This is a genomic window from Brevibacillus sp. HB1.3, assembly GCF_013186635.1.
GTDB lineage: Bacteria > Bacillota > Bacilli > Brevibacillales > Brevibacillaceae > Brevibacillus > Brevibacillus brevis_D.
In genome coordinates this window covers 66,745-93,014 of record NZ_JABMIT010000011.1, presented here as the reverse complement: position 1 = coordinate 93,014, position 26,270 = coordinate 66,745, and the positions used below count along the sequence as shown (strand labels likewise).

Genomic DNA, 26,270 nt, shown 5'->3' with positions numbered 1-26,270 from the left:
AACCATGAATAAATGGACGAAAACCGTATTTGCAATCATGACAGCGAGTCTGGCTGTAACGGCACCGATCAGTTCTGTGGCGGCAATAGAATCGAGTGTAACGGTTCAGGGAGTGAGCAAAGGTGATGGCGCAATCGATGAGAAGCTGATCAAGAAAATCGAAAAGTCTGTTGAGAGACTCGTTCAAGTTGTGCCTTATCTAAAGAACTATCCAATCACCGAATTGGAGATGAACGCAGAAACATCCCGGATTGAAGTGAAAAAGTATCAAACGAAGGAAAAGAAAGCTCCCTTTGTGAGCATGCATGTCGATCAAAATTCAGGTGAAGTTAAATTTTTTAGTCACATCACGGGCAAAGGAGGTTTCTCTTCTACTTACCCTCTAGAAGATGCGAAGAAAAGGGCAACGGAGTTCATGAAGCAATGGTATGGCGAGGGTATGGCGGACTATCAGTTGGACGAGGAAGCCTCCAATAGCAATTCTTCCATTTTGTTTCGCAAAAGGGTAAATGGGATTCCGTTCCGCAATGACACACTGAATTTCGCCATCAATAGCGAAGGGCAAATTCAGCATCTGGCAAGAGGCGACGGGTATGCTAAGCCAGTGGAAATGGAACAGGACATCAGCAAAATTCAATTCGCTGATCCCAATAAGGTACATTCAAAAGAAAAGGTTGAAGCGATGTTTGCATCTGCTATGAAGCCTTACTACGGACAAAGTGCAGATGGGCAAAGCTACAGGTTCTTGTACGCTCCTTCACAAGAGGGAATCAATGCGAGCCACGGAGCTGAGCTGTCCGCCAAACAAAACGAAAAAATCATCCAATTCCAACCAAAAGCAAAGCAAACGATCATCAAGTCAAAAGAGGAGGCAGCAGCTTTCTTGGCAGCTCAGACAGGATACAATCCCACAAAAGGGCGCGGAACTTTTCAGGAGGAAAGCAATCCGAAAACCGGAATCACCAACTATTTGTGGATGACGGAGGATGAAGTCATCGCCAATATCTTCTTCGAAACCAAGACAGGAAAGGTAACGAATTATCAAGTATTGGATACAAAGCGGAAAAGTGAGGCAGACAAAAAGCTGAGCGAAGAGCAGGCGCTAAAAGCAGCCGTGGAAGCCATGTCCGAGTTCCTTCCTCTCACCGATAAAGAAATGGTGGTCACTACTAATCGATATGAGCCCGATCAAAATTTGTTCAAATTTGATTTCACCATGCTTCATCAGGGGTATCCGGTAGATGGTATGCTTCGACAGGCGCACGTAGATGCAGCTACCGGAAAAGTGACTTTACTAGATTGGAGAGTCTCTCAAACGATCAAGCTGCCGGATATCAAGAACGCCATGACACAAGCAGAAGCAGCTAAGAAGTTTCTTAAGAAATATCCAATGAAGCTGTATTACTCCTTGGATGAGGAAAATAAAAACACCGCCGAGCTCGTTTATATTTCTCCACTCGTTTCTAACGAAGAAATCGATGCGCTAACCGGGGAGTTTTACACCTATGGTGAAGAGGGAGAATCTGAGTAAGAAAGGGGGAAGCCTGTTGTCTGGGGAGTTAACGGAACAAATCGGGGTTATTTACGAGGCTCACTATGATGACATCTACTACTTCTTGCTCTACTTTACTGGCAGACAAGAAGATGCAGAAGACATGGTGCAGGAAGTATTTTCACGACTATTAAAAATACTGCCGAGGTATGATGGTCGAGTCGCAATGAAGACATGGCTTTTTTCCATCGCCAAGCATGTTGCGATTGATCATTACCGCAAGCAAAAGTGGCAGCGTTTGTTCTCAGACAACTGGTTGGCTCTCATGAAGTCTACGGAGGGCCTTCCAGAAGAAGAGCTTGCGACAAAAGAAGAGATGTATAGTATTCAACGGGCTTTGCAAAAGCTAAAGCCCGATCAGCGTATCATTGTGATTTTACGATACATAAAGGAGTACAGCGTCAAGGAAACAGCCGAGATTTTGGGGTTTCCGGAGACAAAAGTGAGAGTGGACTGTCACAGGGGACTAAAGGCGTTGCAGAAAATACTCGGCAACGCTTGCGAGGAGAGGATTGCCAATGAGTTTGCCAGATGAAAACCACGTGATCGAATTACTGAAGCAAGTCAGGCAGGAGAGCATCCCACCTCGTCAAGTGTGGAAGCAGATGGGCAAGGAAAGGCTCATTCGTGAGGCGTATCGCATGCAGCAAGCAGCGAAGATCAAGCGAGTTGTCGCCGGAGCAGGTTCCCTTGCCGCAGCCGTATTCATGGGTGTTTGGCTGAGCTATGATTCACCGCTGAAACCATCTGTTGATAGGCAAACAGCGATCTCACCTCCAGCCACCATATCAGCTACGCCGCCGCTTGCTACGCCTTCTCTGCCAGTTGAAAGCATGGCCAAGCCACAGCAGGAGCAGGGAGCTACCCCAAGAGTAGACAACAAAATCGTTCAGAACCAAACGGTTACACGTGATGCTCCACAGCCGCAGTCCGTAGCCAAGGAATCTGCAACGAACTCAACAGATAGGAGCCAACCCACAACAACCCGTGAGAAATCACCATTGGAAGATCAGGCAGAGGCTTATTTGCAAAAGAAGCTGGGAGCACAGAGCAAACAGTTTGAAGTAGATTATATTCACTCGAATTTGGCAACAGGAGAAGTAGCTTTTCGCAAAATCATCAATGGCATTCCTCTTCAGGAGAATAGCGCGACGGTCCGTATCTCCCCAAAAACGGGGGAAATGACCTTGCTTCTTTACCCTGATCTCGAAGATAGTGGGGGAGCATCCCAGCCTGCCAATCGGGACGGGATGATCGACAAGAAGAAGGCTGCCCAACAGCTGGGGAGTACGCTTCGCCTCGTTTATGCAGGAAAGAAACAACCAGGGCTTCAATATGCAGTAGCATCAGATGTATATGTGAACGCGAAAACAGGCACGCTGATCAGCCAAGCGAGAGCAGAGAAAAAGTCCGTTGCTGTTTCGGGACAAGGAAAACCACTCATGCTGAAAACTTCTAATGAGGTGGCAGAGCTGCTTGAGCGCAAGTTGAGCATAAAGGTGGAACAAAAAGCATTCATCGGTGTAAATCCGCGTGGTATTTCATACTCTTGGAACGATGGGCAGGGCAACGGCGTTTCCGTTGAGACGACAGATGACGGAGCATTCCTCGGTTTTTCACGGATGGCTGCAAATGAAAGTAAGAACCAACGTGAAACGACCTACGAACAGGCACAAACACTGGCGATAGCTCACCTGGAGAAGTTTCTCCCCACCGATGTTCGTGAGCTGTCATTGGAAGCGTCGCAAGAGTCACCTAGCACCATTCAGTTTACCTTTGCTCCGAAGGTCAACGGGATTCCCGTCATGGAGCATCCTTATAAAGTGTCGGTCGAGCTGGCTAGCGGGCTTGTTACCGAGCTTACGGGCAACTTTTCGGATTTATCATGGATACAGATTGATCAGACAGCAAAAACGCTCTCCAAGGAAGCGGCACTGGATCAATTTGTGCAACATGCTCCACTGGAACTCGTGTACTTGCCAGCAGAAAAAGGGGCGGAGCCAGTGCTTGCTTACCAAATCCGTCGGGATTCAGAACAGCCATGGGCAATAGAAGCCACGACAGGTAAGGTCATCAACTAAAAAGCCCGCAACGAACCTCCATGAAAAGATGCTTCATGGAGGATTTGCTTTTTAACTGGTTCGAGAACGGTCGATGCGAAGCCTCTAGCGGGAGAGCAGGGGATAACTCGCGTGCACATGCTGTTTGAAGCTCTCATAGTCTGAGGCATGTATATGAGAGTCGTGGTCACTTATGCACACATGCTTCATGCCAAGGCGCTGCGCGAACCGATTGCCTGCTTCTGTGATCGTATCCATGATGATCGATTGAATGTGGTAGCCACTCTGTTCGACATGAGCCAGTACATCGAGATAATGATGCAGCATCATGGGCAAGGCAGGGCTTTTCCGATAAGCTTGATCGACAACGACACAGGACAGAAAATAATAGACTTGCTCGGGAGAAGTGGTTAAATCTTCGATATCCGCGGTCGTCATCAGGCTGTCGTTAAACGTCCCTTGCGCAATTTGTAGATAAATATGCGGCTTGACGGGAAGCAGGTTCATAAAAGCGATGATGCGCCCATTCCCTTCGATCGCAACGACCGAATCGGGACGAAACAAATACCAATTGTAGCTCTCTTGGTACGGTGTAATAAATTCAGCATCATAGTATTGAAGCTCGAGTTGTTCCATTTGTCTAAAATGCTCAAGGTGCAAATGCTCCATGATCTTCATAAGCAAATCTCCTTCTTTAAGCAAAGCGGCTTTGCGTTAGAGCTTCGGCTCGCAAATATAGCGAATAAATCTTTGGGTTTCCTTTGCCCGCTTAATTCTGTTCGAAAAAAAAGATGGATCATTTGGTTGGTAGCGTATTCGCAACGATTCTTGCAGTAAGAGATGCCATTCGCTGGGAAGCTCTTGCAGAGCGTGCTCTACGGCTTTTCTCTTCGGAATAATGTCTTCATGGTTGAGCGCGTAATCGATTCGGCATAAGGTGAAAACGGCGAATTCCACCCACTCATCGAGCATGAATTTCATCATGCTTTTTCCTTTCGGTGACCAATAATCATGAATGTTGTATTTCATCGTTTCCCCGACATCAGACCACTGGGTAGGGATGTGTAATGCTTCAACACTTTTCCCCATAACCGTAATGCCCCGTTGCTTGAGGATCCACCACGTCACATGATTGATATCATAGTGGCCGGATGATTGAAATGTCCCACTGTCAACATAAGGATAAGGCTCCAAGGATGGATTGGTTTTTCCGATGTCATCTAGCGGGATATACATGCCGTCCATTCTTTTAGCGAATGGGTTGGTGTTATGAAGAGCCTTATGAATATTCTTGAGTATTTCTATTTCTGCATTCGTTAACCCTCTATGCAAAAGTGTCACAAAATCAATATCACTGTTATCTTCCTCGAAGCCAGACAGAGCAATAGAACCATACAAATACACACCATAGATGACATTCGGCAGTTCTGTCATAAGCCGTTGCGTATAGTCGTGTAATAAAGGTCTAACGCTTTCCGGGATTCTCGAGTCCATAAGCAAGCTCCTTTTTGGTAATCAAGATTCGCGTGATGTTCATCCAGCAACTATCACGTTTGCATGGTCGATCATGGCTGAACACGTTGGGGTCTTCCATAATTTTCATACCCCGAGTAAATGAGATAAAGTTTACTTGGTTTTTGATTTTCTCGCAAGATAAATCCTGTACTTGATGGAAAAATGGTTTGATAGCTGATAAGGGAGACGGTATGATTATTTGGATGGTAACAACTATTAAAGAAGGCATTTATTGTGATTGAGCAAATGCTGACAAAGGGCAAAATTTTGAGGGGGAACTCGCGTAAATAGCCCGCAAACCCGTGATCTTCCCTGATTTTGAAAGGGGTATAATGGTGAGTCAATTATCAACTGATATAATTATTCGGAATTTTCAAAAGGAAGACTTCCCGTTACTTGGCGAGCTATATCAAGCTGTTACTGCAAAAGAAAACGCGACGTTTTGGTGGGTCGGTGAAGAAGCAAATTGGTGTAATGTCTTTTGTGCATTTGAAAATGGGAAAATGATTGCGAAAGGGCAAGTCAGTATTATAAATACGATCCCTCCCGGAGCGAGACGATGACGCCGATTTGCTAGAAAAGGTGTATCAGCATCTTCTTCAAAGAGCTCTGCAATTAAAAGAAACGTTGCCAGGAACGTACCAAACAATGTTATGTGTCGGCAACGATTCTTCCGAAACTGCGAACAACCAATTTTTCACTCAAATGGGCTACAAGCATTTGAATAGCTTGTATCAGATGAAGCGAGATTTACTGGAGCCTATTCCCGTGTTAACGCTGGACGAAGACTTTGACTTTTCGTATTGGAAAATGGAGAGCCCAGAGGAAGAAAAGGATTACTTGAATGTGGAAGCCACGATTTGGCCGGATGCTCCATTAGGACTTGAACGATTGTCCGAATACAAAAGGAAAGCGCTCTGGACATCGATGGTGATTCGTCATAACGATACGATAGCTGCTGGCTCGATGGCATGGAGAGAAGAAGACGAAGGAGTAATCGAGGATGTTTTCGTACAAGAACCTTGGAGGAAGCGTGGATTTGCGAAGTTTTTACTGACACAAGCATTGGAGTATCTAAAAGCGCATGAGCTGAAATCCGCGTATCTCATGGTTGAAACGACGAATCTATCAGCCTTGTCTCTATACAAATCGGTTGGATTCGAGGTAGATAAAGAAGAGATCAGGTATTATACAGAATTGAAATAAGAAAGATAAAAAGAGGAAGAGCTAGAGGGGCTTTCCTCTTTTTTATGTAAGTTGATTCGGAATTCTCTTGCAAGAAATACATAGATAAGGTAAAACATGGATGTATCTCATGCCGATACAATAGAGAGGACCAAGCGTCTGAACGATAAGAAGGTGAGGAACAGCGATGAACTTTTTCAAAAAGCTATTCGGCGGTACGAACAACGGAGAAAAGTCAAAGGACGGCACTACCATTTACACATATGACCAGCAGGCCACGTATGAACCTCCAGCTCCCATGGAATATGTAGAAGAAATTGTTGCCCACTTTGAAACGGTATTTGCGGGAAGAGAAAGCAGTGTTTTTCACGAAATTATTTCCGATACGATCCATATTGATGTGAATGTCATGAGTCCTACAGAAGAAGAACCATTTTGGGTTCTGTATACGACTGGGATGAGTGATTTACCGATGACGATTCCGGATGAAATACAGGAGCAGATGGAAGAGAAGTTTGATCGAGCAGAACTAATGATATTCTTGCCAGCTTCCTGGGAGCTGACACAAGAGTCGCTAGAGGATGAAAATAACTACTGGCCAATCAGACTGATGAAGATGCTGGCGCGGTTTCCCCATCAGTACAATACATGGTTGGGATATGGACATACGATACCGAATTATCAGGAATATGAACCATATGCGGATGGCACGGGTCTAAATGGAGTCGTTCTGTTTCAGCTATCAGAGGAAATCAGTGTGATTCCCACCAAGGACGGTAACAAGGTTCATGCCTATTTCTTACTTCCTTTGTATAAAGAAGAGATGGAATATAAATTGGAACATGGCATGGATGGGCTATTGGATAAATTGTTTGAGCTAGAAGATGACGCGCTGATTTTGAATCCGAATAGAAGAAATACGTGTAAATAGAAAGGTAAGAGAAATACCAACCCCCCTTTAAGTGTAAAGGGGGTTTTCCAATTCCTACAACGAAAGTAAAAATGTGTTTTGGTTTCTGTGGTAATGGGTAAGGAAATAGGATAATGGCTTTTTGTGGAATTCATAATAGATTTAGGAGGATCATTTCTATGCATTTGTTATTACTAGCTGTTGTAGGCACTTCTTTTTATTTTGGCTATAAAACTGTCCAAGAATATTTTCATCGTGCTGATACATTTTTAGGAAAATTTTGTGTCGTTTTGTTTTCGCCTGTAATTGCCCTCGTAGCAGGTGCTATAGTAGCTTTATCTGCTGTTTTAGGTATTATTATCTATTCAGCTTTTCCTATAAGCGTCGTTGCGGGTGGATTTTTTATATATATGGGGGAAAATTTTTATGCAGGATTGTGCGGTGTAGCTTTTATTGTTTCAGCATTACTTATCACTGTTATTCATAAATATTGTTAACAAGTGGACTGGCCAATCAGGCATTTGCATGGCTTCGGGATTGGCAAAACGGGTTCATATATAATATATAGAACCCGTTTCTCCTTTGCTGTGACCACCCCGAGTCAGTCCCTTTCTATACTGATCCTACAAATATTACCAACATCCAAATCATTAAGCTGTATGGATAAACGTGGTTTCCCAGGACTGTCACTTCTCAATATATAGCCGCCCCAATCCTTGCCGCCGTAAGCCTTATACCCAGAGATATCTATGCCAAAAATGTCTTGAATAAGTGGCTTGGTTACGGGAATGACTTCATTTAGTGCTTTAATTTTATAGTTATCTGTTTCATAGCTCACTTCGTACACTTGACCTTTATTTGCTCCGATCATTACCTCATATTTCTTTTGTTTATTCATGAGCAACCATTTCTCTTCCCTTTCGTCTGAACGTTTTTCGGCTTTGGTAAAGGAAAGATTTTTTTCATTGGATAAACGCATCAAGGCTGTTTGCCCGATGGAGATGATCTTTTGATCGACGTCTTCCAGGTTGTAATAAAATCTGAAATCAGACACTTTATTTGTGGGGAGATCGACTATGACGTACTGTTTGTCTTCTGTCCAAAAGGAAAAATATGCTTTCTTCTCACTTTTGAAAAAACTGGTTTTTTGGAAGGTAACCTGTTGTTTCGTATCCTTAAATGCTTCTTGTGCAGTCTGTACATATGTATGATAGGGCTTCGGTAATTCGTTGATCGCAAACTTTGCGAAGACGGTAAGAACCTCTGTGGTACCAGGTTTAAAAGTTACGAGGGCTTCTCTGGCTTCTTTATTCTTTGCCTGTACTGTATAGGATTCATCGTCTTTCTCGATCTCCGCAAATGGGAAGGTCTTCTGAATGCCACTCGCTTCTTGTACGGCTTTTTGAGCAGCCGCAAAATACATTTGTTCTTCAGGAGTCACGGCTGCACTGCTCGTTGATTCTGCTGGTGCAGAAAATGGTTTCATCCAGAAAAAACCGAGCAATAGGCCGCAGGTAATTAGCCCTTTTGCCATCCATCCATAGTACATTCTTCGTTTGTTCACTTTTTGAAGTCTACCTCCTTCTTCTCGCACACCCTCTAATATGGCTTGGCTTCGTTCTCGGGAAAGGATTTGCTCCGGGAATTGATTCAATTCTTCCAAAATGATCTGCTCATCACATGATGGCATCGTTCATCACCTCCGCAATTGAAACATACCTTTTGTTTTGAATCGCTTTTATTGCTCTGTGCAAAGTAAGATTGACCTTGGCTTCCGTCCATCCCAAAACCTCCGCAGCCTCCTTGCTCGATAATCCCTTGATCCCTCTGAGTATCAACACGTCCCGATAAGAAGACTTTAACTGATTGATCATTTCATAGAGCAGACGCTTGTTTTCGCTTAACATCAGTGACTCTTCCGGTGTTTTGTCGTGCGACACGAGATGCTGCAAGAAGATATCCGGCAACCAGCTGATTAGCTTTGCCTTGCGTCTCTCATCAATGGCTACGTTACGTGCTATGGCAAACAGCCACGTTTTGGGATTCTCAACCTCTGTTCCCTGCATAGCTTTGAGGGCACGAATAAAGGTCTCTTGAACCAGATCGTCGATATCTGTTCGTCCTGCATAATAGACGAGAAACCGATATACATCCTGACTGTATGTAAGAAACCATTGCTCAATTCGTGCACCAGAATGATCATCCACTGTGTTCCACCTCCTTATCACTGTATAGACGGAGTAGCTGCTGACAATCTTTCACTTTCATGAAAAAAAACGAGACACCCCGGAAGATCAGTCAGGTGTCTTTGTTCTACCTCATATCCGTCAATCCGTAAAGCATAGCATGGGGATGGAATAGAGTTGTAAATAAAAAAGCGGAACGCAGATTAGTCGCGTCCCACTCCAATAGCGGTTCTAGCCCATAAAAGTGATTTGAATTCGCGTATTAAACCGATCGGTAACAACCCAGCCTGCTCAAATCTGTTGATTATACCTGATCCACATTTTCGTTCTATAAGAAGAGCTCGCGGATAGGGATTGTTTTAGATGCATGTTCGGAGATTTCGAAAGCATTGGTTATGCAGCCTGAATAGGAAGTGTGAAAGCCATCACAACGAAGAAAAGACCGTCTTCTTGAAGAGAAAATGATCACTGTAATTAACTCTAGACCTGTTTGTTTCATTTTTCTACAGAAGAAGTATTTATTTTGCTTCCCTGTCTATCCTTAGAACCAATAAGGTAAATTACTATTCCTAAACTTAAATAAACTAGTGAATCAGTTATAACTTTTAGAAAAGGAGTATTCCATTTAATAGGAAAAAAAGGAACTACTATTATAGTCATTATTGATAAAAAAAGAGTTGCTACCCGTAAATATGATAATGTGTTTCTTAATGCTTTTTTATCTGACTTTTCAACAAAATGACTAATAAAGTCGAACAGTACAAAAAAAAAACCAGCTAGCGAAAGGCTGAAAATATTTTTGAACTCTATGGTTATTAACCCTACTATTTTTAAAAATCCTAAAATGATAAAACCTATACCAAAGAATTTTATGATTAACGAAAAAATATTCATCATGATGCTCCTTCCTTCTTAAAATACTTGAGTTAAACAGGCTTCTCACTCATTTTCTTACGATGATTAAAGAATTGTATGATCCCAAAAAATTTGTCTATAAAACACCACCTTATCATTAACGTTCTTTTGTTATTTTACAAATATACCAATAAATTACATGTATATTCAAACCAAAAGAGGGCACTAGTCCCTCTTGCGAATAACTAACTATGATATGTCCTTTGTGATCAAAATCAGGTACATTTTCCACATGTGCTGATTAATAAAGGAAGACCTATACGTTAAAAAATTCTTTCGCAGTCTTGGTAGTAGCGCTCGCCACTTCCTCAGGGCTTAATCCCATGCATTGTGCGACCGCGTGCAAAATATGTCTCAAATACATGGGTTCATTCCGACCATCCACAGGCTTTTCTTGCAAATCACGAGGGGTTAAAAATGGCGCGTCCGTTTCAATCATCAATCGATTTAGGGGAATCTTTTTGACAAGCTCTCGAAGATGCTTCCCGCGTCGTTCATCACAAATCCATCCCGTAATCCCGATATGGAAGTCCATCTCTAAATAGGTTTCCAATTCCTTGGAGGTTCCAGTAAAGCAGTGTACAACCGCACGATTGATAGTTTGACGATGCTCTTTGAGAATCGAGACAAAATCAAGATGAGCATCACGTTCATGCAAAAACAACGGCAGTTGAAGTTCTGTGGCCAGGGAGATTTGTTCGATGAACCACTTTCTTTGAACATCACGGGGGGAGAAGTCACGGTTATAATCCAGCCCGCACTCTCCAATCGCTACCACATGGGGAAGCGATGCCAGTTCTCTTAATTTCTTGATCGTCGATTCATCACAGCTTTTTGCATCGTGAGGATGAATACCTGCCGTAGTATACAGCTTTCCTTTGGAGCGACTCGCATATCGTGAGGCATCCATACTGTTTCTCAAGCTTGTCCCCGTCAAAATTAATGGGGATATTCCTTGTTTCTCTGCTCTGGCAACGACTTCATCGCGGTCTTGTTGAAAGGAGCGGTGCATCAGGTTTACGCCTATATCGATGATCTGTGTATCCAAGAGAATCAATCCTTCCTAGTAACAGGTATGAGTGTGTACTGATTTTATCTAAAATTCCCATTTTTGGTTGTTTTTCATTATAGCTGATGGGGTTGTTAAGTTCTATAGACGAAAAATCCTCCCTGCTGTGGCAGAGAGGACTCGTTGCTTTCTATTCTCATGAAGGAATAGCATCCAATGCTCTCCTTACTTTTCTTGCGAAAGCCAGAGGTCGATCGACTGCTTCTATATTTACATAAATCAAGCGGGGACGATCGAATAACCATTCATTACGGATGGACGAGACTCTTATGCCTTGCTTTCGGATGGCTGCAATGAACGGATTGACTTCTTTCTGCAAGAACGCAGCTCTCCCTAAACAGAGCGCTTTGCCTGTTTTTGGATTCAAGGATTCGAACGAAAAAGAAGACGTCACACGAAATCTTTTCCCCAAAATGGTTGCTTTTATTTGATTACGATTGATGGTCGCGACGCATTTTCCGCCGGCAAAGCCGGATTGCCCCCTGATAATTCTGGAGAACTGCTCACAAAGTGAGACTTTTTTGGGCATTCCTTGTTTCCTCCCTGTTTTTGTTTATCGTATGAAGACAGGTACAGGACGGAAACGGATGATGGCCTATTCTGCTGAGGTTGAAACGAGTAAGGACAGAGCGTCAGAAGAGGTCAATAGCTTCAGTCAACTCCTTTTAATGATTCAATCATATTGATGTTAGTTACTTTTCTTTGAAGTAGCAAGTTGGACAGAATCGTAAGCAAGTAGGCAAGAATAACAGAAACCAACAGGATAGGAAGCGTTAATTGATCCGGGATTTGTTGATGGGTACTAGACAATGCTTTGACAATCACAGAATAAACGTAACTGCTTATCGGTAAAGCTACAAGGATCGCAAATGTAGTGAGTATCAGGTTTTCAAAAAAGATAAGTCGGTTTATTTTATGTTTTTGATAGCCTAATACCTTAAGCGTTGCAAGCTCGCGATTCCTTTCATAAATGTTGATGGAAGAGATCGAGTATATCGCGCCAAAAGAGAGGATGGCGGCGCAAACAATAAACATGATAAATACGAAATTGTTTTGTTTCAAAATATATTCCGCGGTTTTCTTTAGATCATCTCTATCTGCAAGGGTTTCTACATGAGGGTCTTGTTCAAAGAAGTTACGAACACTTATAAGATCTGCAGAGCTATTTGCTTCAACGAAAAGCGAGGTTGGGCTGTAGTCTATTCCAAAGCTCTTTAAATAGTCTGGTGTGATATAAAACGAAGGATTCGAATACTGCGTAGATATATGTAAAACCTTCATATCTACAGATTTGTTTTGAAGCTCTGGTGCTTTGAACGTGATAGGGATCGTATCTCCTGCTGAAATATGATATTTGTCGGCATAGGATTTCGGTACCAGCACACCATTATTTTCTAGCGTGATCCGATTATTATTTTCGTCAAAGAAATGAATGAGAGTGTTTTCTTTTTCAGTAACAACGAGAGTGGCATTCTCTTTTTCATCACCTTTTATAATTTCAACAGGAAAGGTGGATAAAGAATAACCATTTTTTATCCCGGAGGGGAGCTTTACCGTATCAACAGATGTTCCAAGCGTATAATCCACTCGTAAATCATACGTATAAATCTCTTCCATTTGACTCGCTACTTTTTGCAGGGCAGATTGAGTACCAAAAGCAGTGATCAATAAGACGGTGCTTACAACAACACCAATGGAGCTCGCTATCGCTTTTTGTTTATTGAGGAAAATGTTTCGTAAGATGAGTTTGTAGCTATAGGAAATATGACTCCAAATACCTGGAATTCTTTCTATCCATAGCGTTTTCATCTTTTTTGGCGGTTTGGGACGCATAGCCTGAGCCGCACATTCTTTTAATATGCTTCTACCACTTAAGTAACAAGCCAGGATTCCAAAAGCACTGGAGAAAATAATGGGAGGAATGAAAGTGTAAAATGAAAGGGAGTATGTAATGCCAGGCAGAGAGTAGGCTCTCGCACTCGATGCCGTTACGAATGGAACAAATACGAGTGCAGCAATCGCACAACCAATGATTGAGCCGATGATGCTAGCCAGTACAGGGTATCCCATGTAATGAAGCATGATGCTTCTGTTTTTGACACCTAAAGCCTTCATAATCCCTACTTGGTTTCTTTGAGAATCAATCATTCTCGACATGGTAAGAAACAGGATAATGGCGACAATCAAAAAGAGAACGAAAGGGATAACCATACTCATCAATTTATTGTTATGGATCGTTTCATTAATTTTCGAATAGCTGAAAGTCCGTTCTTTCCTGACTTGATTTACATAAGGAAGGTGCTTGGATTGTGCTTCAATGGATTGACCTAATTTATCTATATCGTAACCTTCTGTAGCATCGATCATGATCTCATTATAAGAAAGGCCACCTAAGATTTTAGAGAGGGTATCTTCGGCTATATAAGCGACTCCGTAGGTTTTATGGTCTTGTATTTCGTTCTTTTTGGTATGTTCGACATTCTCACCCAGACCGCTAATGGTCCATGTAAAATTTCTTTCATTCGCACGAATGCTGATTTCATCACCGACTTGAAAAAGATGTTCTTTCGCATAACGCGAATCTACTACGATCTCATTCTTTTTGGACGGGATTCTGCCCTCAATCAGAGCAATCGTGTTAATTTCGTTTTTGACAGGGATGGAATGAATCTTCAATGTAGCTTTTTCGCCTTCAAAGGCTTGCGTGGCATCAAAGGTATAACGTGCTTCTATTTTTTTAATGCCTTCTATTTCACTTAAAACAGCGACATCATTTTGGGAGATTTGATTGTAAAATACATACAGGTCGCTTATGTTATGTTCCTGAAAATAACCTTCTGTATAAGTACTAAGATTATTGCTATAAGTTACGAGCCCTCCATAGAAAAAGGCTCCTACTGCAATAACCAAAACAAAGGCGATAAATTGCCCGATCGATTGTTTGATATCCCTTCCTAATTTTAAAAATAGTTTCATGATCACCACTCAATCCCTTCCACGCTTTGCTTTTCCTGATTAATGGTAACGCTTTCAATCATCCCGCTTTTTACCTTAATAACCTTGTCAGCCATTGGAGCAATCGCCGAATTATGTGTGACCAATACGACGCATTTTTTCGTTTCCTTGTTCAAATCCTGGAGAAGCTTTAAGACGGACTTACCTGTCACATAATCCAATGCTCCGGTTGGTTCATCACAAAGTAAAAGCAAAGGATTTTTGGCTACAGCTCTCGCGATTGCAACTCTTTGTTGTTCGCCACCAGAGAGCTGAGAAGGGAAGTTCTTCATGCGATTTTGTAATCCAACTTTATGTAAAATCTCTTTCGCATCCAGATGGTTTTTGCATACCTCTGTGGCAAATTCAACATTTTCGAGAGCGTTTAAATTCGGAATTAAGTTATAGAATTGAAAGACAAAGCCAACTTTCTCACCTCGGAATTGCGTTAATTTTTTTTCGTTGAATGTGGTGATTTCTTGGTCGCCAACAAATACTTGACCTGAGGTAGCCGTATCCATTCCACCTAGCAAATTCAAAATCGTACTTTTACCAGCACCACTTGCGCCCAAAATAACGACGAATTCTCCCTCCGCTATGGAAAAATCAACACCATTAAGCGCCTTGATTGGCACTTCTCCGATTTTGTATTCCTTCGTTACTTTTTTGAATTCGATTAACGTCTTCACGGAGTACATCTCCTCGTATCTTATTTTTGGAGCTTACCAACCATCATATACCAATGTAAGGGAGTTACATCCCGCAGTCGATGTATTTTGACCTCAGTCTCCAGAAGGAGTTTGTTCACGCTGTTAACACCTCACATGTTTCCGTTTGAAGCCAAGCTGACCTTTACTTACTGCCTTTTGAATTTGATCGAAAGCGTTTAGGAACTTGCTTTTTGCTTTGTCTTGTTGGACTTCTACCGGACCTACCTCCTTCGCGATTTCGACCGCCTTATCGTGGAGTGGCAAATAGGAGGTTCCCACGGTGTAAATAAATTGATTCATAGCGTATTTCGTGCGTTCGGGAGCATCGTGAATCGTTTTTTTCACAGTTTCAAGCATATTAGTAAGCTTGGTTTCGGAAAATTCATGATCGGGGCGATTCCCCAAAAGCCAGCAGTAACAGCTCCAGCCCGCAGACATTCTGAGCTCTTCGCCGCTTGTGATCCATTGATCGGCAACTTCTTGGGCAATATCTGCTTCCGATAAGGTTACGGCAACCACATAATCGGACAGCATATAAAAATAAGCGGAATCCATCCACCGATCAAAATCCGCCTTGGTCATTGCTTTTGGGTCTGCGATCACACCAGCAAAGTACATAGCGTCGTAGTTCCCGGTAGCATAAAGCTGCTCAGCCAAGAGTTGATTGATCTTGATTTTTCTCGCCATGGGCTTCATAGCGCCTGTAGCTACGCCAAAAAGTGGTTCGTGAGCGCCATTGGATAGATAAATTTTCTTGGTTCGTTCCTTGCCGAGAGCTTCAAGCTCTTGCATGACCATCGCTACATCCATCGTATATCCCTTCTTTCGTTGTTTTCTCTCAAAGTATCATGAAAATGATTGACGATATTATTAGTGATTATTATAATAACTACCATGAAACGTAGAGGTTATTATCATAACCACGAGAGACTAAGCGCAAGCATAAAAGGTGGTGGCTTTCTTTGGATGAAATCTATAAAGAGCTTCAGAAATTGGGATTCTCACAATATGAGTGCAAAGCATATATCGGACTTTTAAAGCAGTCTCCTATAACTGGATATGAAATTAGTAAAAGATCGGGTGTACCGCGTTCCATGATTTATGAGGTATTGGGGAAATTGTTAGATAAAGGAGCAGTTTATACGGTACCGTCTGAACCTCTGACCTACTCTCCTTTGCCAGCAAAAGAATTAATCACGCGATTACGTAATTCCTTCGAGCAATCATTTGATTATCTTGAAAAAAATTTATCTGCATTAGAAAGTGAACAGCAAGTAGACGTAGTTCGACGCATTAGTACCGATGAGTTGGTTATCACAGAAATGGTCGATATGATAAACAAAGCCCGAGAAGAACTATGGTTATCGATTTGGCAACCACAGATTTCTTTTATTAAACAGGACGTAGATAAGCGGGTAAAAGAAGGTGTTCCTGTATTTTCTATGTTGTTTGGAGCACCCGATACGGAGTTGGGGGCAACTACTCATCATGATTACATGTCTCCGAAAGTAGCAGAGGAACGTATGAGTGGTCGTTTAACGATTGTCTCCCGGGACAATGAAGAAGTATTAATAGCAAATTTCGCTCCAAATACCGCTGCATGGGCTATAAAAACACAAGACCCAGCACTTGTATTAGTAGCAGTGGAGTACATCAGGCACGACATTATGTTTGCGCAATTAGTTAAGGAAGTTGGCCCCGAGAAAGCCGAAGCTGTCTGGATTAACCATCCTGACCTGTTCCACGTGGTTACCGGAAGACGGTTCAAGTAATTTGAACCGTATTTTCTTTCACTTTTTCATAGTAGTTATCACAATAACTCCCTGAATGTAAATAAGACGAAGGAGGGATAAAATGGGTCTGGAAAATGATCAAATCGAAACGGTGGCAGATTCAAGAGATAAGGATACTTTTCGCCAAGGTGTAAAGGATTGTATCCCTACGTTGCTGGGTTATTTAAGTATTGGATTTGCTGCTGGTGTTATCGAAAAAACAGCGGGTCTAAGTATAGCGGAAATAGCCCTGATGAGTTTAATTCTTTATGCTGGCTCCGCCCAATTTATCGCTGCCGGAATGATGGTAGCAAGCAGTTCGATTACTACCATTATTATTACCATTTTCTTTGTTAATCTTCGGCATCTTTTACTTAGTGCAGCCCTGGCACCATATTTTCGACATCTTTCTCCGCTTAGAAACATGCTGGTAGGGTCTCTACTTACCGATGAGTCATTTGGGGTTGCGATCAACGAAGCTGCAAAAAAGAATTACATTAGTGAAAAATGGATGCACGGTCTAAATATAACGGCTTATTTAAACTGGTGCGCAGCCAATATAGCCGGAGCATTCTTGGGACAATGGATTTCACATCCTGAAAGATTAGGTTTGGATTTTGCTTTGACAGCGATGTTTATTGGACTTCTGGTACTTTCGATGTTAAGTCGCAAAAAAATTGCACGTGATGTGGTTGTTGCGATAATCGCAGTTGTTATTGCTGTGGGAGCCAGTTCAGTGTTGTCTAGCAGTATGGGAGTTATTGTTGCTACAATTTTTGCTTCAACGATAGGGATGGTGATGGAAAAATGGAAGTAAGATGGGATGTTTTTTTAATCATTGTAGGAACAGCTATTGTTACATTCATCCCTAGAGTCCTTCCTCTTATGGTACTGAGTCGTTTTCAATTGCCAGAGTGGGCAACTAGATGGTTAAGCTATGTCCCTATATCTGTTATGGCTGCTCTAGTAGCGCAAGAGATATTTAAAAATGGTGAAAATATTTCTTTTTCTATGAATAACGTTGAACTTTTAGCAGCTATACCCACTTTTCTCATTGCGATAAAAACACGTAGCTTATTAGTAACTGTTCTCGCAGGCATTATTATCGTGATGGTATTACGTTTTTTGTTTCCGGCTTGATCGCTTCAAGTTGTTCATGTGATTCCGTTTTCTTTCCTGACCATAACTGTCAGTGAAGTTGTGTTACCATTTATTTGTATAAAACATTACAAGGAGGGAATCACTTTGAAGGAAGTGTTGATTTTTATTACGGATGGTTTTGCTGATTGGGAGGCAAGTTACGTCAGTTCAGAGCTGAACAAGCCAGGAACAGGATATCGTGTAAAGACAATCGCTATTGATCAGGAACCTAAAGTTTCGATGGGTGGGTTAACGGTCCTTCCAGATTATAGCGTAAACGAATTCAATCCGAATGTGGATATCGCCATGTTAATCATCCCTGGCGGAACAGGATGGAGAGAAGAAAAGAATCAGCACGCAAAAGTAGTAGTTGATTATTGTGTGAAAAAGGATGTGCCTGTCGCTGCCATCTGTGATGCTACGACTTTTTTGGGGAATCACGGATTTTTGGACAATCATAAACATACAGGCAATACGTTACCTTATTTGAAGGAAGGGGCTCCGAACTACAGAGGAGATCAACATTATGTAGAGGGTCAGTCAATCTGGGACGAGAATCTCATCACTGCGAATGGAAGCGGTGCATTGGAGTTTTCAAGACATATCTTGGAGAGGTTGGGCGTATTAGAAGGCGATGAATTGAATCAGTGGTACGAATTATTTAAAAAGGGCTACTTTCCCTCCTAACCGTTTAATTTGATAGGAAAGCACGAGAGCATTCACGCTTGGGTGCTTTCCTTTTTTATTCAGATACTCATGGTCTTCGGTTCATAATGTACTAAGCCGTAATTCATAGAAATACTGCACAATTGGATGCTTTAACTTCATCTTCTCGGACATATTTAAAATCCTCTTTTTTCCAACCCTTCTGTCCACCAAGGCTAGAATATTCAATAGGATATCATTGCTCTCTATGCTTTCCTCTATCGAAGTAGATAAAAATTGATTAGCCACAACGATAAAATTTGATTTACTTAATGATGACTGTGCTGACAAAAGCTCCTTAGCATATTCTGATATTTTTCTATTTCTTGCAATTACTTTTAGGCGATCCTCCGGAACGGTTCCCTTGGTATCTTTTCTGACTGCTTCCATTTCTTCATCGTTGATAGGAATTTGGATTTCTGAATCATTCTTAATTTCCTGCTCCGTCTGATACCATCTGATTGAGCTAGTCATATCACTCATAGTAAGTACGTTCTTTTTATCTACGGAAATATAACAAATTCCGGATTTATCAGGTAAATAACGGTAACCGGTTGCACGGTATTCGACCCTTCCATCTAACGCAGGACAGAGAAAGCTCTCCAGTTGTTTCTTCAATTTGCTCCAGGACATGTATCCTCCTATGTTCTCAAGGCCTTCTGCCAGTATTTACGGCAGTTACTCTTTTATTAACAATTATGCGTAACTTCTAGCTCATTATTGGCATAGATTGTTCCGTAAGTAGCACAAAGTAGCATACCACCACAAACCTCGCTGCTCACTTGAAAGTTTATGTTGTCTTCATATGTGTCTATGCTATCAGCTCTGATTGTATCGACAAGCTTTTTGAAATGAAGAACCGGTAAATACTTCGCTATCATATCATAGCTTGATAAATGATCTTTATTTGTATAAGGATTATATGCTTGGATGTCTTTATAAATCGGACTTGGACTATATGGATCATGGTTCACTTGTTCATTGTCATCTTCGAATTTTTTTATTTCTTCTTTTACAATATAATCTGGGTATTCTATATCACATAAGTGCGTTATCATCCACAAACATCTAAATCTACGGTTAAACTCCAGTAAGCTTCACCATCTCTATCTATTTTTATCATAATGTCCTCCCATACTCATAAAGCTTACATCGTCGTGCTATTGGTCTAAATACCTGATCAAGGTGGTTTCATCCATAATATGATTATAGCCTGATAAAAAGCAGGGGAGGCCCTTTGCTACAATAAATCTCAATTATTTATGTACACAAAAAGAGCCACACTTTCCACATGCGTCGTGTAGGGATAACAGATATATGATATGGTGGGATAATGGAGTTATATGAATTGTTGGAAAGTTATTCAGTTAATTGAAGGTAGCCATTCAAGGGGGGAGAACGATGTACATATATGTAGAGTTTGAAAATAACATGGTTGATGAATTAGTAGAATTTTTAACATCAGAAACATGGAGTTTTCATGGACAGGAGAATCCTACTGAGGAGTCTATAAGAGAAAATGTAGCCAACGGACATTATAACGAAAACGGGAACCAAACATTTTGGATCACGGATAATCATACAAAAATTGGCTTAATAAGAGTTTTTGATTTAGAAGATCCCATATGTTTATTCGATTTGCGATTGAAAGAAAAGTTTAGAGGCAAAGGAATAGCAAAGGATGTCCTTCATTGGTTAAGTACTTATGTATTCAATAAGTACACCCATATTATTAGAATCGAAGGTCATACCAGATATGATAATTTTGCGATGAGAAAAACGTTCTTTAATAGCGGATTTGTAAAAGAATCTTATAACCGTAGATCCTGGAGACAAGGCGGACAATTATTTGATTCTGTTGGGTATGCAATGATAAGAGAAGACTGGGAGAACAATACCAAAACAATAATAGAGGATACCTTTCCATACTAACTTAAAGGAAGCATAGGTGAAGAAACTATTTTTTTGATTACCCTAATGCATTGTGAATCGGATTGGAACAACGCAAAAGTGAGCGCTGAGGGCTTACCCTTGCGCCACTTTCGAGTTAAGGGCATTTCATTATTCTGAACGTGTGTTAAAACGACCTCATGAGTTCCTTTTCCTTTACGCTGTGCTGACTGCAAGCATGTATTTCATGTTTATAATAGTTGCTGCATACATAGCCTTTGCGATATTACACTTCCTGTCCAAATAAAGGAAAGGGTGTAACGAATGAAGACGATATGATAAGTCGTGTATTAGGGCGGCGTTCCCGTGGAAATTTTAGGGTATGAATGATACAATATGAGCCAGTAATTTTGCAACGGGAACGAAAAAACACGGTTCGGTTGGTAGTCCGAACGCATGGTCATAATTTTGTCCATGTCAGTAACCTTCCCCCCTCGGGATGTCCAGCGTTACCCGTAATACTTTTGAGGGGGAATATTTATGAAGCTGACTGTCTACTTTGATGGTCAATTTTGGGTAGGTGTTGTAGAGGAAAATGATTACGGTAAGTTAAAAGCGGGCAGATATTTCTTTGGTTCTGAACCAAAGGATCATGAAATTCTGGAGTTCATCCAGAAAAATATTCATGAAGTCACGAACAAATTATCACAAGAGGTGGATATTCATACCGCTTGTGACCGAAGGGTTAATCCAAAGCGTTTAGCCAGACAAGTGGCTCGCGAACTAAGCATGAAAGGAATCTCTTCTTATGCTCAAGAGGCTTTGAGATTGGAGCATGAGAAGAGAAAAAAAGAGAAAAAAGTATACACTCGTCAGCAAAGAGACGAAATGAAGGAACGAAAAAGAGAATTAAGACTTCAAAAAGCTAAAGCTAAGCATCGTGGTAAATAATTTGGATAGCTTTTTATTAAAGTACGTGGGCTATCATCATCTTTTTTAGTGGTGATAGCCCCACTTCTTTTTGTTATGTCTGTAGACTGTCTCAAAGGAGGGGGTTCACCTCCTTTGACTTAACTTCTGATGAAATGAAAAGATTATTTTAAGGAGGAAGAAAGTGGTGAATAATCAATGTAATTTAAAATGGGCTGATTTAAGCGATCCAGTTAAAACGATAATAGAACACATTGATATTAATTGTTGTGATGAAGATTTTCAAGTTGGAACTAAGCTAAATATACCGTATTTTAAGGGGAGATTCACTCAAGAAATGGCAGATGCAATTCTCGAATATCAATATTCAACTGAAAATTTAAACGAAAATTGTTATTCTGCCGAACTGCAAGATGGTGTATTGATGATAAAGTTCGTTAAGAGTTCAGAGAGATAGCTCGTTATGTCCAATTTTATAACCAGGAGCGCCCTCATCAATCTCTAAATGAAGCAAAACCCGATCAATTTTACGCCCATACTATCGGAAAAATCGCATCCTAAACACTAGGAATACGAAAAGGAGGACATAACTTATTCCTCAAAAAATAATTATTTCTAAAACCTCCGAAAAGCGACAAAAAGAAACCTACTATTTCAAATGAGAAAGGCTAAGCTCCCATTGCATCAAGGGAATTTAGCCTTTTCTTTAACACCTATTTCAACGTCAATAGCGTCACTGACTCCACATGTGCCGTTTCTGGATGCTTTTTACTAGTGATAATTATGAACGTCTAATCTGTATTTAGGTGCTGTTTTGAGCCTTTTGAAGTTATTTAATATTACTTTTAGGCAGCTCATGCTACTCGACTGTGCGGTCAAAAATGTGGTCAAATATATTCGTTACACATGAGAAAAGAGATACCTTACTGCTAGTAAAAAACCAATACACATTGCGAGTACCCACATGAATGAAAACAAAAATTTTTTCAAAAGGATACACCTACTGACTATGTTTTATCTTTTCAATTTTTCCTTCCGCCAACGGGTAATCATGTCGTGTACTTGAGCCCCGTTTATTAACTTGATATTGAGTGGTTCAGCTATTTGTATAGCTGCCTTTGTAAAATGGCTAGTAGTTACGATCCAGGCATCATAACACCCGTAAACCTGTTTGCCGGCCTTTAAGCGAAGGACTATGTCGTTTCCTACGTTTTTTTTCCAACGTTTACACTGAACAGCTATCTTATAACCTTTCTTGTCTTGGAGAATTAAATCTACCTCGTGGTCCCCTGATCCACCGACTCTTTCAACCTGATATCCTTTGTCGCGGTAATAACTTTCCATTAAGCGTTCAAAATCAGCACCAGAAAGCGTATCAATATCGGAGGTTAGAAGTGCATCATCCGAAACGGATTCATTAAGTTTTCCAGTTTTCCCGTTGTTTTGTTTTTTCTTTGGTGGCTTCGATTTTTTTGTCTTGTCCCCTAGAAAATTTCCGATGATAGTCGATATAAGGACACTTCCAAACAGGGTGCCGAAAAAGTAATACATCCCCAGATTAAAGTAAAAACCTATACTAACCGAACCAATTATCAGAATTGCATTAATCAAGGATACAAGATTGTTTACGTCTTTCTTTGACCATTTTTCCATGTTTTCTACAGACCTTTCGGTTGATGCAATAGCTGTTTAAGGTGTCACCTTGCTCTTGCTACGCGATCTTTTAGGATGAATTTGCATTTTGGATAGTTGGAACAGCCTGTGAACTTGCCATGTTTTCCACTTCGTTCAACCAACTTTCCATTGCAAGAAGGACACACGTTATTGCGTATTTTTTGATTTCGATTATGGTTTTCATTTTGCAGTGTCTTTACATGTTCTTTTCTCGTTGCTTTGTCCTGTAGATTGTTATTAGAAAGCTTTTTGATAATGCTGATTACGTCTGATTGTGTAAGAACAGGTTGTTTGTGCTTTCTAATAGTCTTGTTAAGATTACTTAGATAAATTACCTCAGAGGAAACGGTAACTTTAAGTGTAGCCCTTCCGGTAAATGCCACGATGGGAATATAACGGGCGTTTTCAAATTCGGGTAGAAGGGCTTTAAGAGCATTTACATGACCTTTATTTTGCCAAAGAGGATTATATAGCTTCTCTTTTCGCTTATAGATTGTTTGTGTCCAATACTGGCTATTTTCAGTGCCTGTAATCCAGCCCGTATAGTTTTTTGTTTCAATGACAAAAATTCCATATTTCGATACAACAACGTGGTCAATTTGTGTAGTTTTTCCGTTGGAGTCAGGTACGAGTAAATCGTTTAGAGTATGATACTCTTCTCGATTTAGTTTATTTAGAATCATTTGGGCGGCTTTTTCACCAATAAAACCTTTTACAGTTGGTAGCTTTAATATAATGGCCAAAATAATGAGACATGCAAAGAGAATGTATATCACTTTTAGTTCCTCCTGAATAGGGGTAGGGCTGGATGATGATCCAAATTTAAATAATCAAGAAGTAATATCATCTTAGGATTTTGCTCCAGTTCTAATAAGACTGAATTCCAAATTTCAGTAACTTTTTCGGGAAAACATCATCTAAGTTTTGAATGTCAGTATCCATTAGCTCAATTAAATTAAATCCATACTTCCGGTATATTTCCAATTTCGATTTTTTTCTCTCAGTATACTTAGGATCATTTTCAAGGCCCCAGTACTCAATGTAGACCTTTCCTACAGGGAGATAAAAATCACAGTATACATCTTCTTCAATAGGGAGTTTTCTCTCGTAGGCATGGACAATTTCCGACATGTAGAGCCAATTATCAATAAGCATCTCAGCTTTTGATCTGACAAAATGTCCATCAGCAGCTCTATGCTTAGCCTGAAATTTATCCCGAAAACTTGTAACAATTTCATTAATCGATTCTTCCTTCTCCTCAATGAATTCTCCATTGATTTGCTTAAACGTCTCGATTAGGCTTTTATTGCTTAGAATACTTTCAGGCCAGGTTACATAAGGAATGCCGGTTTTTTCATACTCTAATTGTTTTCCACCGATACTTTCACCTAATTTAGTCAATATCCACCCTTTTCTATCCCTCTCTAACCAGCCTAGTTCGGAAAGAATTGGATTAATACGCAACTTGGATACCTTAAGATTTTGACTCAATACAGTTGCGTTTACATATTTGGTTTCAGTCGTCTTACCGCCTTTCATAGACTCAAGCTCTGGAATCAGAGTGTCAGGCCAAACGACCCAAGTTCCTCTCAACGAATCTGATCTAAATTGCCCGCCTTTGTCTTTACCCGTATTTGTCAGTGTCCAAGCATTATTAACTCTTTCCATCCATCCAATATCGGTTAGATATGTAAAAAGTTCACTTGTTGAAACATTCATAAGCTTAGAGAGTGCTGTTGTAGAGATGTATTTCTGATTTCCCATCTTTACCTCCTGATTATGAGTCTATTTTAGTGTTTTTAAAATGTTGTTTGATAAAAAATGGTTTAAATTACCTTATTTCATCAAAAAACTACCAAAACCTCCATAAACGGACAAAAAAAGAAACCCGACTAGGTCAGATTTCCTCAAAATACTATCTAGTTAATATCTCTAAGTAATCTAGGAGCTAAGGAATCGATAATTCTTTTATGAGATAATTCCATAGAGACATTATGTATGTTACTAATATAGCTGTTTATTAATGATTTAAAATACTCTAAGTTCCCTTCTGATATTTCGCGCCAGAGTACCATCAAGGGGTATTTACTCCCCCAAGCTTGCTCAAACAGATCGAGTTCTTCGCGTGCAGCTTGCTCCGTTGGAGCCTTGTAAATAGGCTTTAACTCAGCCGTAACTTTCTTTAAATCCTTATAGGAAACATATTTAATGGAGTTACGGATTTGATGAATGACACACTTCTGAATCTCTGTCTTTGGATAACATGCTGAAATGACCTCTGTAAAGCCTCGGAGGTTATCAACGCTCATAATGAGAACATCCTGAACTCCACGGTTTTTCAGTTCATTGAGTACATGTAACCAGAATTTTGCTGATTCATTTTCGCCAATCCAGATTCCAAGGACATCTTTATGACCGTCAAGGTCAATTCCAATGACCATATAGGCAGCTATGTTGACGATAGCCCCGTCCTGTTTTACTTTAAAGTGGATCGCGTCTAAGAAAACAACGGCATATATCGATTGCAAAGGGCGATTTTGCCACTCTTTAATCAGGGGAACAATTTTGTTCGTGACATTTGAAATGAGTGTTGGTGAGACTTCGATGCCGTAGAGCTGCTGCAGGTGGTCTTGGATATCACGTGTGGACACGCCTTTCGCATACATCGCGAGGATTTGATCTTCGATCCCTGTTACATAGGATTGGTGCTTCTTTACGATGGCAGGATCAAATTCTCCCTCACGATCACGAGGGACTTGAATGTCAACTTCACCATACTCGGAACGGACTGTTTTTTTACTGTATCCATTACGGCTATTCGTTGTCCGCTTGCTTTTCATGTCATGCTTTGCATATCCAAGAGAGGACTCCATTTCTGCTTCGAGCATTTCTTGGATCGTTTCAGCAAACAAATCCTTCAAAGCCGACTGTACGTCGTCCACAGACTTCATATCCTTCTCTTTGATCCACTGTTTGATTTGCTCTTTTGACATCATAAAAAATCTCCCAACCTTTCTAAGACTAATTGTAGTTTAGAGGTTGAGAGTTTACACAGAATATTTT

27 protein-coding genes and 3 pseudogenes are annotated in these 26,270 nt (G+C 40.8%); 14 read left to right on the top strand and 16 right to left on the bottom strand.

What is annotated here, in order from left to right:
- Nucleotides 1-4: 4 nt before the first annotated feature.
- Genes HPY31_RS22645 through HPY31_RS22635 form a run of 3 tightly spaced genes read left to right on the top strand, consistent with a single transcriptional unit; the run spans nucleotide 5 to nucleotide 3,633 of the window.
- Nucleotides 5-1,531: a YcdB/YcdC domain-containing protein gene (locus HPY31_RS22645; RefSeq protein WP_172142553.1), complete on the top strand. Its 1,527-nt coding sequence runs from the start codon at nucleotides 5-7 to the stop codon at nucleotides 1,529-1,531.
- Nucleotides 1,506-2,087 carry an RNA polymerase sigma factor gene (locus tag HPY31_RS22640; protein ID WP_172142552.1) on the top strand — a complete coding sequence of 194 codons (582 nt, stop codon included), beginning with the start codon at nucleotides 1,506-1,508 and terminating at the stop codon, nucleotides 2,085-2,087. The genes HPY31_RS22645 and HPY31_RS22640 overlap by 26 nt, the downstream gene beginning before the upstream one ends.
- Entirely contained in the window at nucleotides 2,071-3,633 is a 1,563-nt protein-coding gene (locus tag HPY31_RS22635) for a YcdB/YcdC domain-containing protein (RefSeq protein WP_172142551.1), read from the top strand. Before HPY31_RS22640 ends, HPY31_RS22635 begins: the two co-directional genes overlap by 17 nt.
- A gap of 84 nt (nucleotides 3,634-3,717) precedes the next feature.
- Here the strand turns inward: HPY31_RS22635 and HPY31_RS22630 are convergent, their stop codons facing one another.
- Both HPY31_RS22630 and HPY31_RS22625 read right to left on the bottom strand, forming a co-directional pair.
- The gene (locus tag HPY31_RS22630) at nucleotides 3,718-4,290 is read right to left on the bottom strand and encodes a hypothetical protein (RefSeq protein ID WP_172142550.1); all 573 of its coding nucleotides are present in this window, start codon (nucleotides 4,288-4,290) and stop codon (nucleotides 3,718-3,720) included.
- Between the two features lie 36 nt (nucleotides 4,291-4,326).
- The gene (locus HPY31_RS22625; RefSeq protein WP_172142549.1) at nucleotides 4,327-5,106 is read right to left on the bottom strand and encodes an aminoglycoside adenylyltransferase domain-containing protein; all 780 of its coding nucleotides are present in this window, start codon (nucleotides 5,104-5,106) and stop codon (nucleotides 4,327-4,329) included.
- Nucleotides 5,107-5,459: 353 nt separating this feature from the next.
- Here HPY31_RS22625 and HPY31_RS22620 point away from each other — a divergent pair.
- The 3 genes and pseudogenes from HPY31_RS22620 (at nucleotide 5,460) to HPY31_RS22610 (ending at nucleotide 7,719) form a co-directional block, all read left to right on the top strand.
- Nucleotides 5,460-6,333 (top strand): annotated as a pseudogene (locus HPY31_RS22620) (GNAT family N-acetyltransferase).
- A gap of 166 nt (nucleotides 6,334-6,499) precedes the next feature.
- The gene (locus tag HPY31_RS22615) at nucleotides 6,500-7,243 is read left to right on the top strand and encodes a suppressor of fused domain protein (protein WP_172142548.1); all 744 of its coding nucleotides are present in this window, start codon (nucleotides 6,500-6,502) and stop codon (nucleotides 7,241-7,243) included.
- 158 nt (nucleotides 7,244-7,401) lie between these two features.
- A complete protein-coding gene (locus HPY31_RS22610) occupies nucleotides 7,402-7,719 on the top strand; it encodes a hypothetical protein (RefSeq protein WP_172142547.1) in 318 nt (105 codons plus the stop codon).
- Between the two features lie 104 nt (nucleotides 7,720-7,823).
- Here HPY31_RS22610 and HPY31_RS22605 read toward each other — a convergent pair whose 3' ends face one another.
- From HPY31_RS22605 to HPY31_RS22570, 8 genes are all read right to left on the bottom strand, one after another.
- Nucleotides 7,824-8,912, bottom strand: a complete 1,089-nt coding sequence (locus tag HPY31_RS22605) for a hypothetical protein (protein ID WP_172142546.1) — start codon at nucleotides 8,910-8,912, stop codon at nucleotides 7,824-7,826.
- On the bottom strand, nucleotides 8,899-9,429 hold the full coding sequence (locus tag HPY31_RS22600) for an RNA polymerase sigma factor (RefSeq protein ID WP_172142545.1): 531 nt from the start codon (nucleotides 9,427-9,429) through the stop codon (nucleotides 8,899-8,901). Before HPY31_RS22600 ends, HPY31_RS22605 begins: the two co-directional genes overlap by 14 nt.
- Nucleotides 9,430-9,903: 474 nt before the next feature.
- Nucleotides 9,904-10,305, bottom strand: a complete 402-nt coding sequence (locus HPY31_RS22595) for a hypothetical protein (RefSeq protein ID WP_172142544.1) — start codon at nucleotides 10,303-10,305, stop codon at nucleotides 9,904-9,906.
- Between the two features lie 274 nt (nucleotides 10,306-10,579).
- Nucleotides 10,580-11,380 carry a TatD family hydrolase gene (locus tag HPY31_RS22590; RefSeq protein WP_371811763.1) on the bottom strand — a complete coding sequence of 267 codons (801 nt, stop codon included), beginning with the start codon at nucleotides 11,378-11,380 and terminating at the stop codon, nucleotides 10,580-10,582.
- 148 nt (nucleotides 11,381-11,528) lie between these two features.
- The gene (locus HPY31_RS22585; protein WP_016738973.1) at nucleotides 11,529-11,921 is read right to left on the bottom strand and encodes a DUF1259 domain-containing protein; all 393 of its coding nucleotides are present in this window, start codon (nucleotides 11,919-11,921) and stop codon (nucleotides 11,529-11,531) included.
- A gap of 122 nt (nucleotides 11,922-12,043) precedes the next feature.
- Nucleotides 12,044-14,368 (bottom strand): ABC transporter permease, encoded by a 2,325-nt coding sequence (locus HPY31_RS22580; RefSeq protein ID WP_172142542.1) that lies wholly within the window; start codon nucleotides 14,366-14,368, stop codon nucleotides 12,044-12,046.
- Between the two features lie 2 nt (nucleotides 14,369-14,370).
- Nucleotides 14,371-15,075 carry an ABC transporter ATP-binding protein gene (locus tag HPY31_RS22575; protein ID WP_016738976.1) on the bottom strand — a complete coding sequence of 235 codons (705 nt, stop codon included), beginning with the start codon at nucleotides 15,073-15,075 and terminating at the stop codon, nucleotides 14,371-14,373.
- Between the two features lie 123 nt (nucleotides 15,076-15,198).
- On the bottom strand, nucleotides 15,199-15,906 hold the full coding sequence (locus HPY31_RS22570; RefSeq protein ID WP_172142540.1) for a DNA alkylation repair protein: 708 nt from the start codon (nucleotides 15,904-15,906) through the stop codon (nucleotides 15,199-15,201).
- Between the two features lie 152 nt (nucleotides 15,907-16,058).
- Between HPY31_RS22570 and HPY31_RS22565 the strand changes: the two genes are divergently transcribed.
- The 4 genes from HPY31_RS22565 to HPY31_RS22550 all read left to right on the top strand — a co-directional run bounded on the left by HPY31_RS22565 (nucleotide 16,059) and on the right by HPY31_RS22550 (nucleotide 18,695).
- A complete protein-coding gene (locus tag HPY31_RS22565) occupies nucleotides 16,059-16,868 on the top strand; it encodes a TrmB family transcriptional regulator (protein WP_172142539.1) in 810 nt (269 codons plus the stop codon).
- Between the two features lie 82 nt (nucleotides 16,869-16,950).
- On the top strand, nucleotides 16,951-17,685 hold the full coding sequence (locus HPY31_RS22560; RefSeq protein ID WP_172142538.1) for an AzlC family ABC transporter permease: 735 nt from the start codon (nucleotides 16,951-16,953) through the stop codon (nucleotides 17,683-17,685).
- Nucleotides 17,676-18,008, top strand: a complete 333-nt coding sequence (locus tag HPY31_RS22555; RefSeq protein WP_172142537.1) for an AzlD domain-containing protein — start codon at nucleotides 17,676-17,678, stop codon at nucleotides 18,006-18,008. Before HPY31_RS22560 ends, HPY31_RS22555 begins: the two co-directional genes overlap by 10 nt.
- Nucleotides 18,009-18,113: 105 nt before the next feature.
- Nucleotides 18,114-18,695: a type 1 glutamine amidotransferase family protein gene (locus tag HPY31_RS22550; RefSeq protein WP_172142536.1), complete on the top strand. Its 582-nt coding sequence runs from the start codon at nucleotides 18,114-18,116 to the stop codon at nucleotides 18,693-18,695.
- 81 nt (nucleotides 18,696-18,776) lie between these two features.
- On the opposite strand, the gene HPY31_RS22545 is transcribed toward HPY31_RS22550, so the two are convergent.
- Nucleotides 18,777-19,346, bottom strand: coding sequence for an SF0329 family protein (locus HPY31_RS22545; protein WP_172142535.1), 570 nt, complete (start codon nucleotides 19,344-19,346; stop codon nucleotides 18,777-18,779).
- 56 nt (nucleotides 19,347-19,402) lie between these two features.
- Nucleotides 19,403-19,777, bottom strand: a pseudogene (locus HPY31_RS22540) (hypothetical protein); the annotation flags it as partial.
- A gap of 337 nt (nucleotides 19,778-20,114) precedes the next feature.
- Here HPY31_RS22540 and HPY31_RS22535 point away from each other — a divergent pair.
- The 4 genes from HPY31_RS22535 to HPY31_RS29320 all read left to right on the top strand — a co-directional run bounded on the left by HPY31_RS22535 (nucleotide 20,115) and on the right by HPY31_RS29320 (nucleotide 22,094).
- A complete protein-coding gene (locus HPY31_RS22535; RefSeq protein WP_172142534.1) occupies nucleotides 20,115-20,645 on the top strand; it encodes a GNAT family N-acetyltransferase in 531 nt (176 codons plus the stop codon).
- A gap of 498 nt (nucleotides 20,646-21,143) precedes the next feature.
- Nucleotides 21,144-21,554: a YjdF family protein gene (locus HPY31_RS22530; RefSeq protein WP_172142533.1), complete on the top strand. Its 411-nt coding sequence runs from the start codon at nucleotides 21,144-21,146 to the stop codon at nucleotides 21,552-21,554.
- A gap of 166 nt (nucleotides 21,555-21,720) precedes the next feature.
- Nucleotides 21,721-21,990 carry a hypothetical protein gene (locus tag HPY31_RS22525; protein ID WP_020477524.1) on the top strand — a complete coding sequence of 90 codons (270 nt, stop codon included), beginning with the start codon at nucleotides 21,721-21,723 and terminating at the stop codon, nucleotides 21,988-21,990.
- Nucleotides 21,987-22,094, top strand: a complete 108-nt coding sequence (locus HPY31_RS29320; protein ID WP_483297069.1) for a hypothetical protein — start codon at nucleotides 21,987-21,989, stop codon at nucleotides 22,092-22,094. Before HPY31_RS22525 ends, HPY31_RS29320 begins: the two co-directional genes overlap by 4 nt.
- A 453-nt stretch (nucleotides 22,095-22,547) precedes the next feature.
- Here the strand turns inward: HPY31_RS29320 and HPY31_RS22520 are convergent, their stop codons facing one another.
- From HPY31_RS22520 to HPY31_RS22505, 4 genes and pseudogenes are all read right to left on the bottom strand, one after another.
- Nucleotides 22,548-23,186, bottom strand: a complete 639-nt coding sequence (locus HPY31_RS22520) for a restriction endonuclease (protein WP_172142532.1) — start codon at nucleotides 23,184-23,186, stop codon at nucleotides 22,548-22,550.
- Nucleotides 23,187-23,230: 44 nt separating this feature from the next.
- Nucleotides 23,231-23,983: an NERD domain-containing protein gene (locus tag HPY31_RS22515; protein ID WP_172142531.1), complete on the bottom strand. Its 753-nt coding sequence runs from the start codon at nucleotides 23,981-23,983 to the stop codon at nucleotides 23,231-23,233.
- Between the two features lie 91 nt (nucleotides 23,984-24,074).
- Nucleotides 24,075-24,971: a glycerol kinase gene (locus tag HPY31_RS22510; RefSeq protein WP_172142530.1), complete on the bottom strand. Its 897-nt coding sequence runs from the start codon at nucleotides 24,969-24,971 to the stop codon at nucleotides 24,075-24,077.
- Between the two features lie 221 nt (nucleotides 24,972-25,192).
- Nucleotides 25,193-26,203 (bottom strand): annotated as a pseudogene (locus HPY31_RS22505) (IS256 family transposase); the annotation flags it as partial.
- Nucleotides 26,204-26,270: the final 67 nt, after the last annotated feature.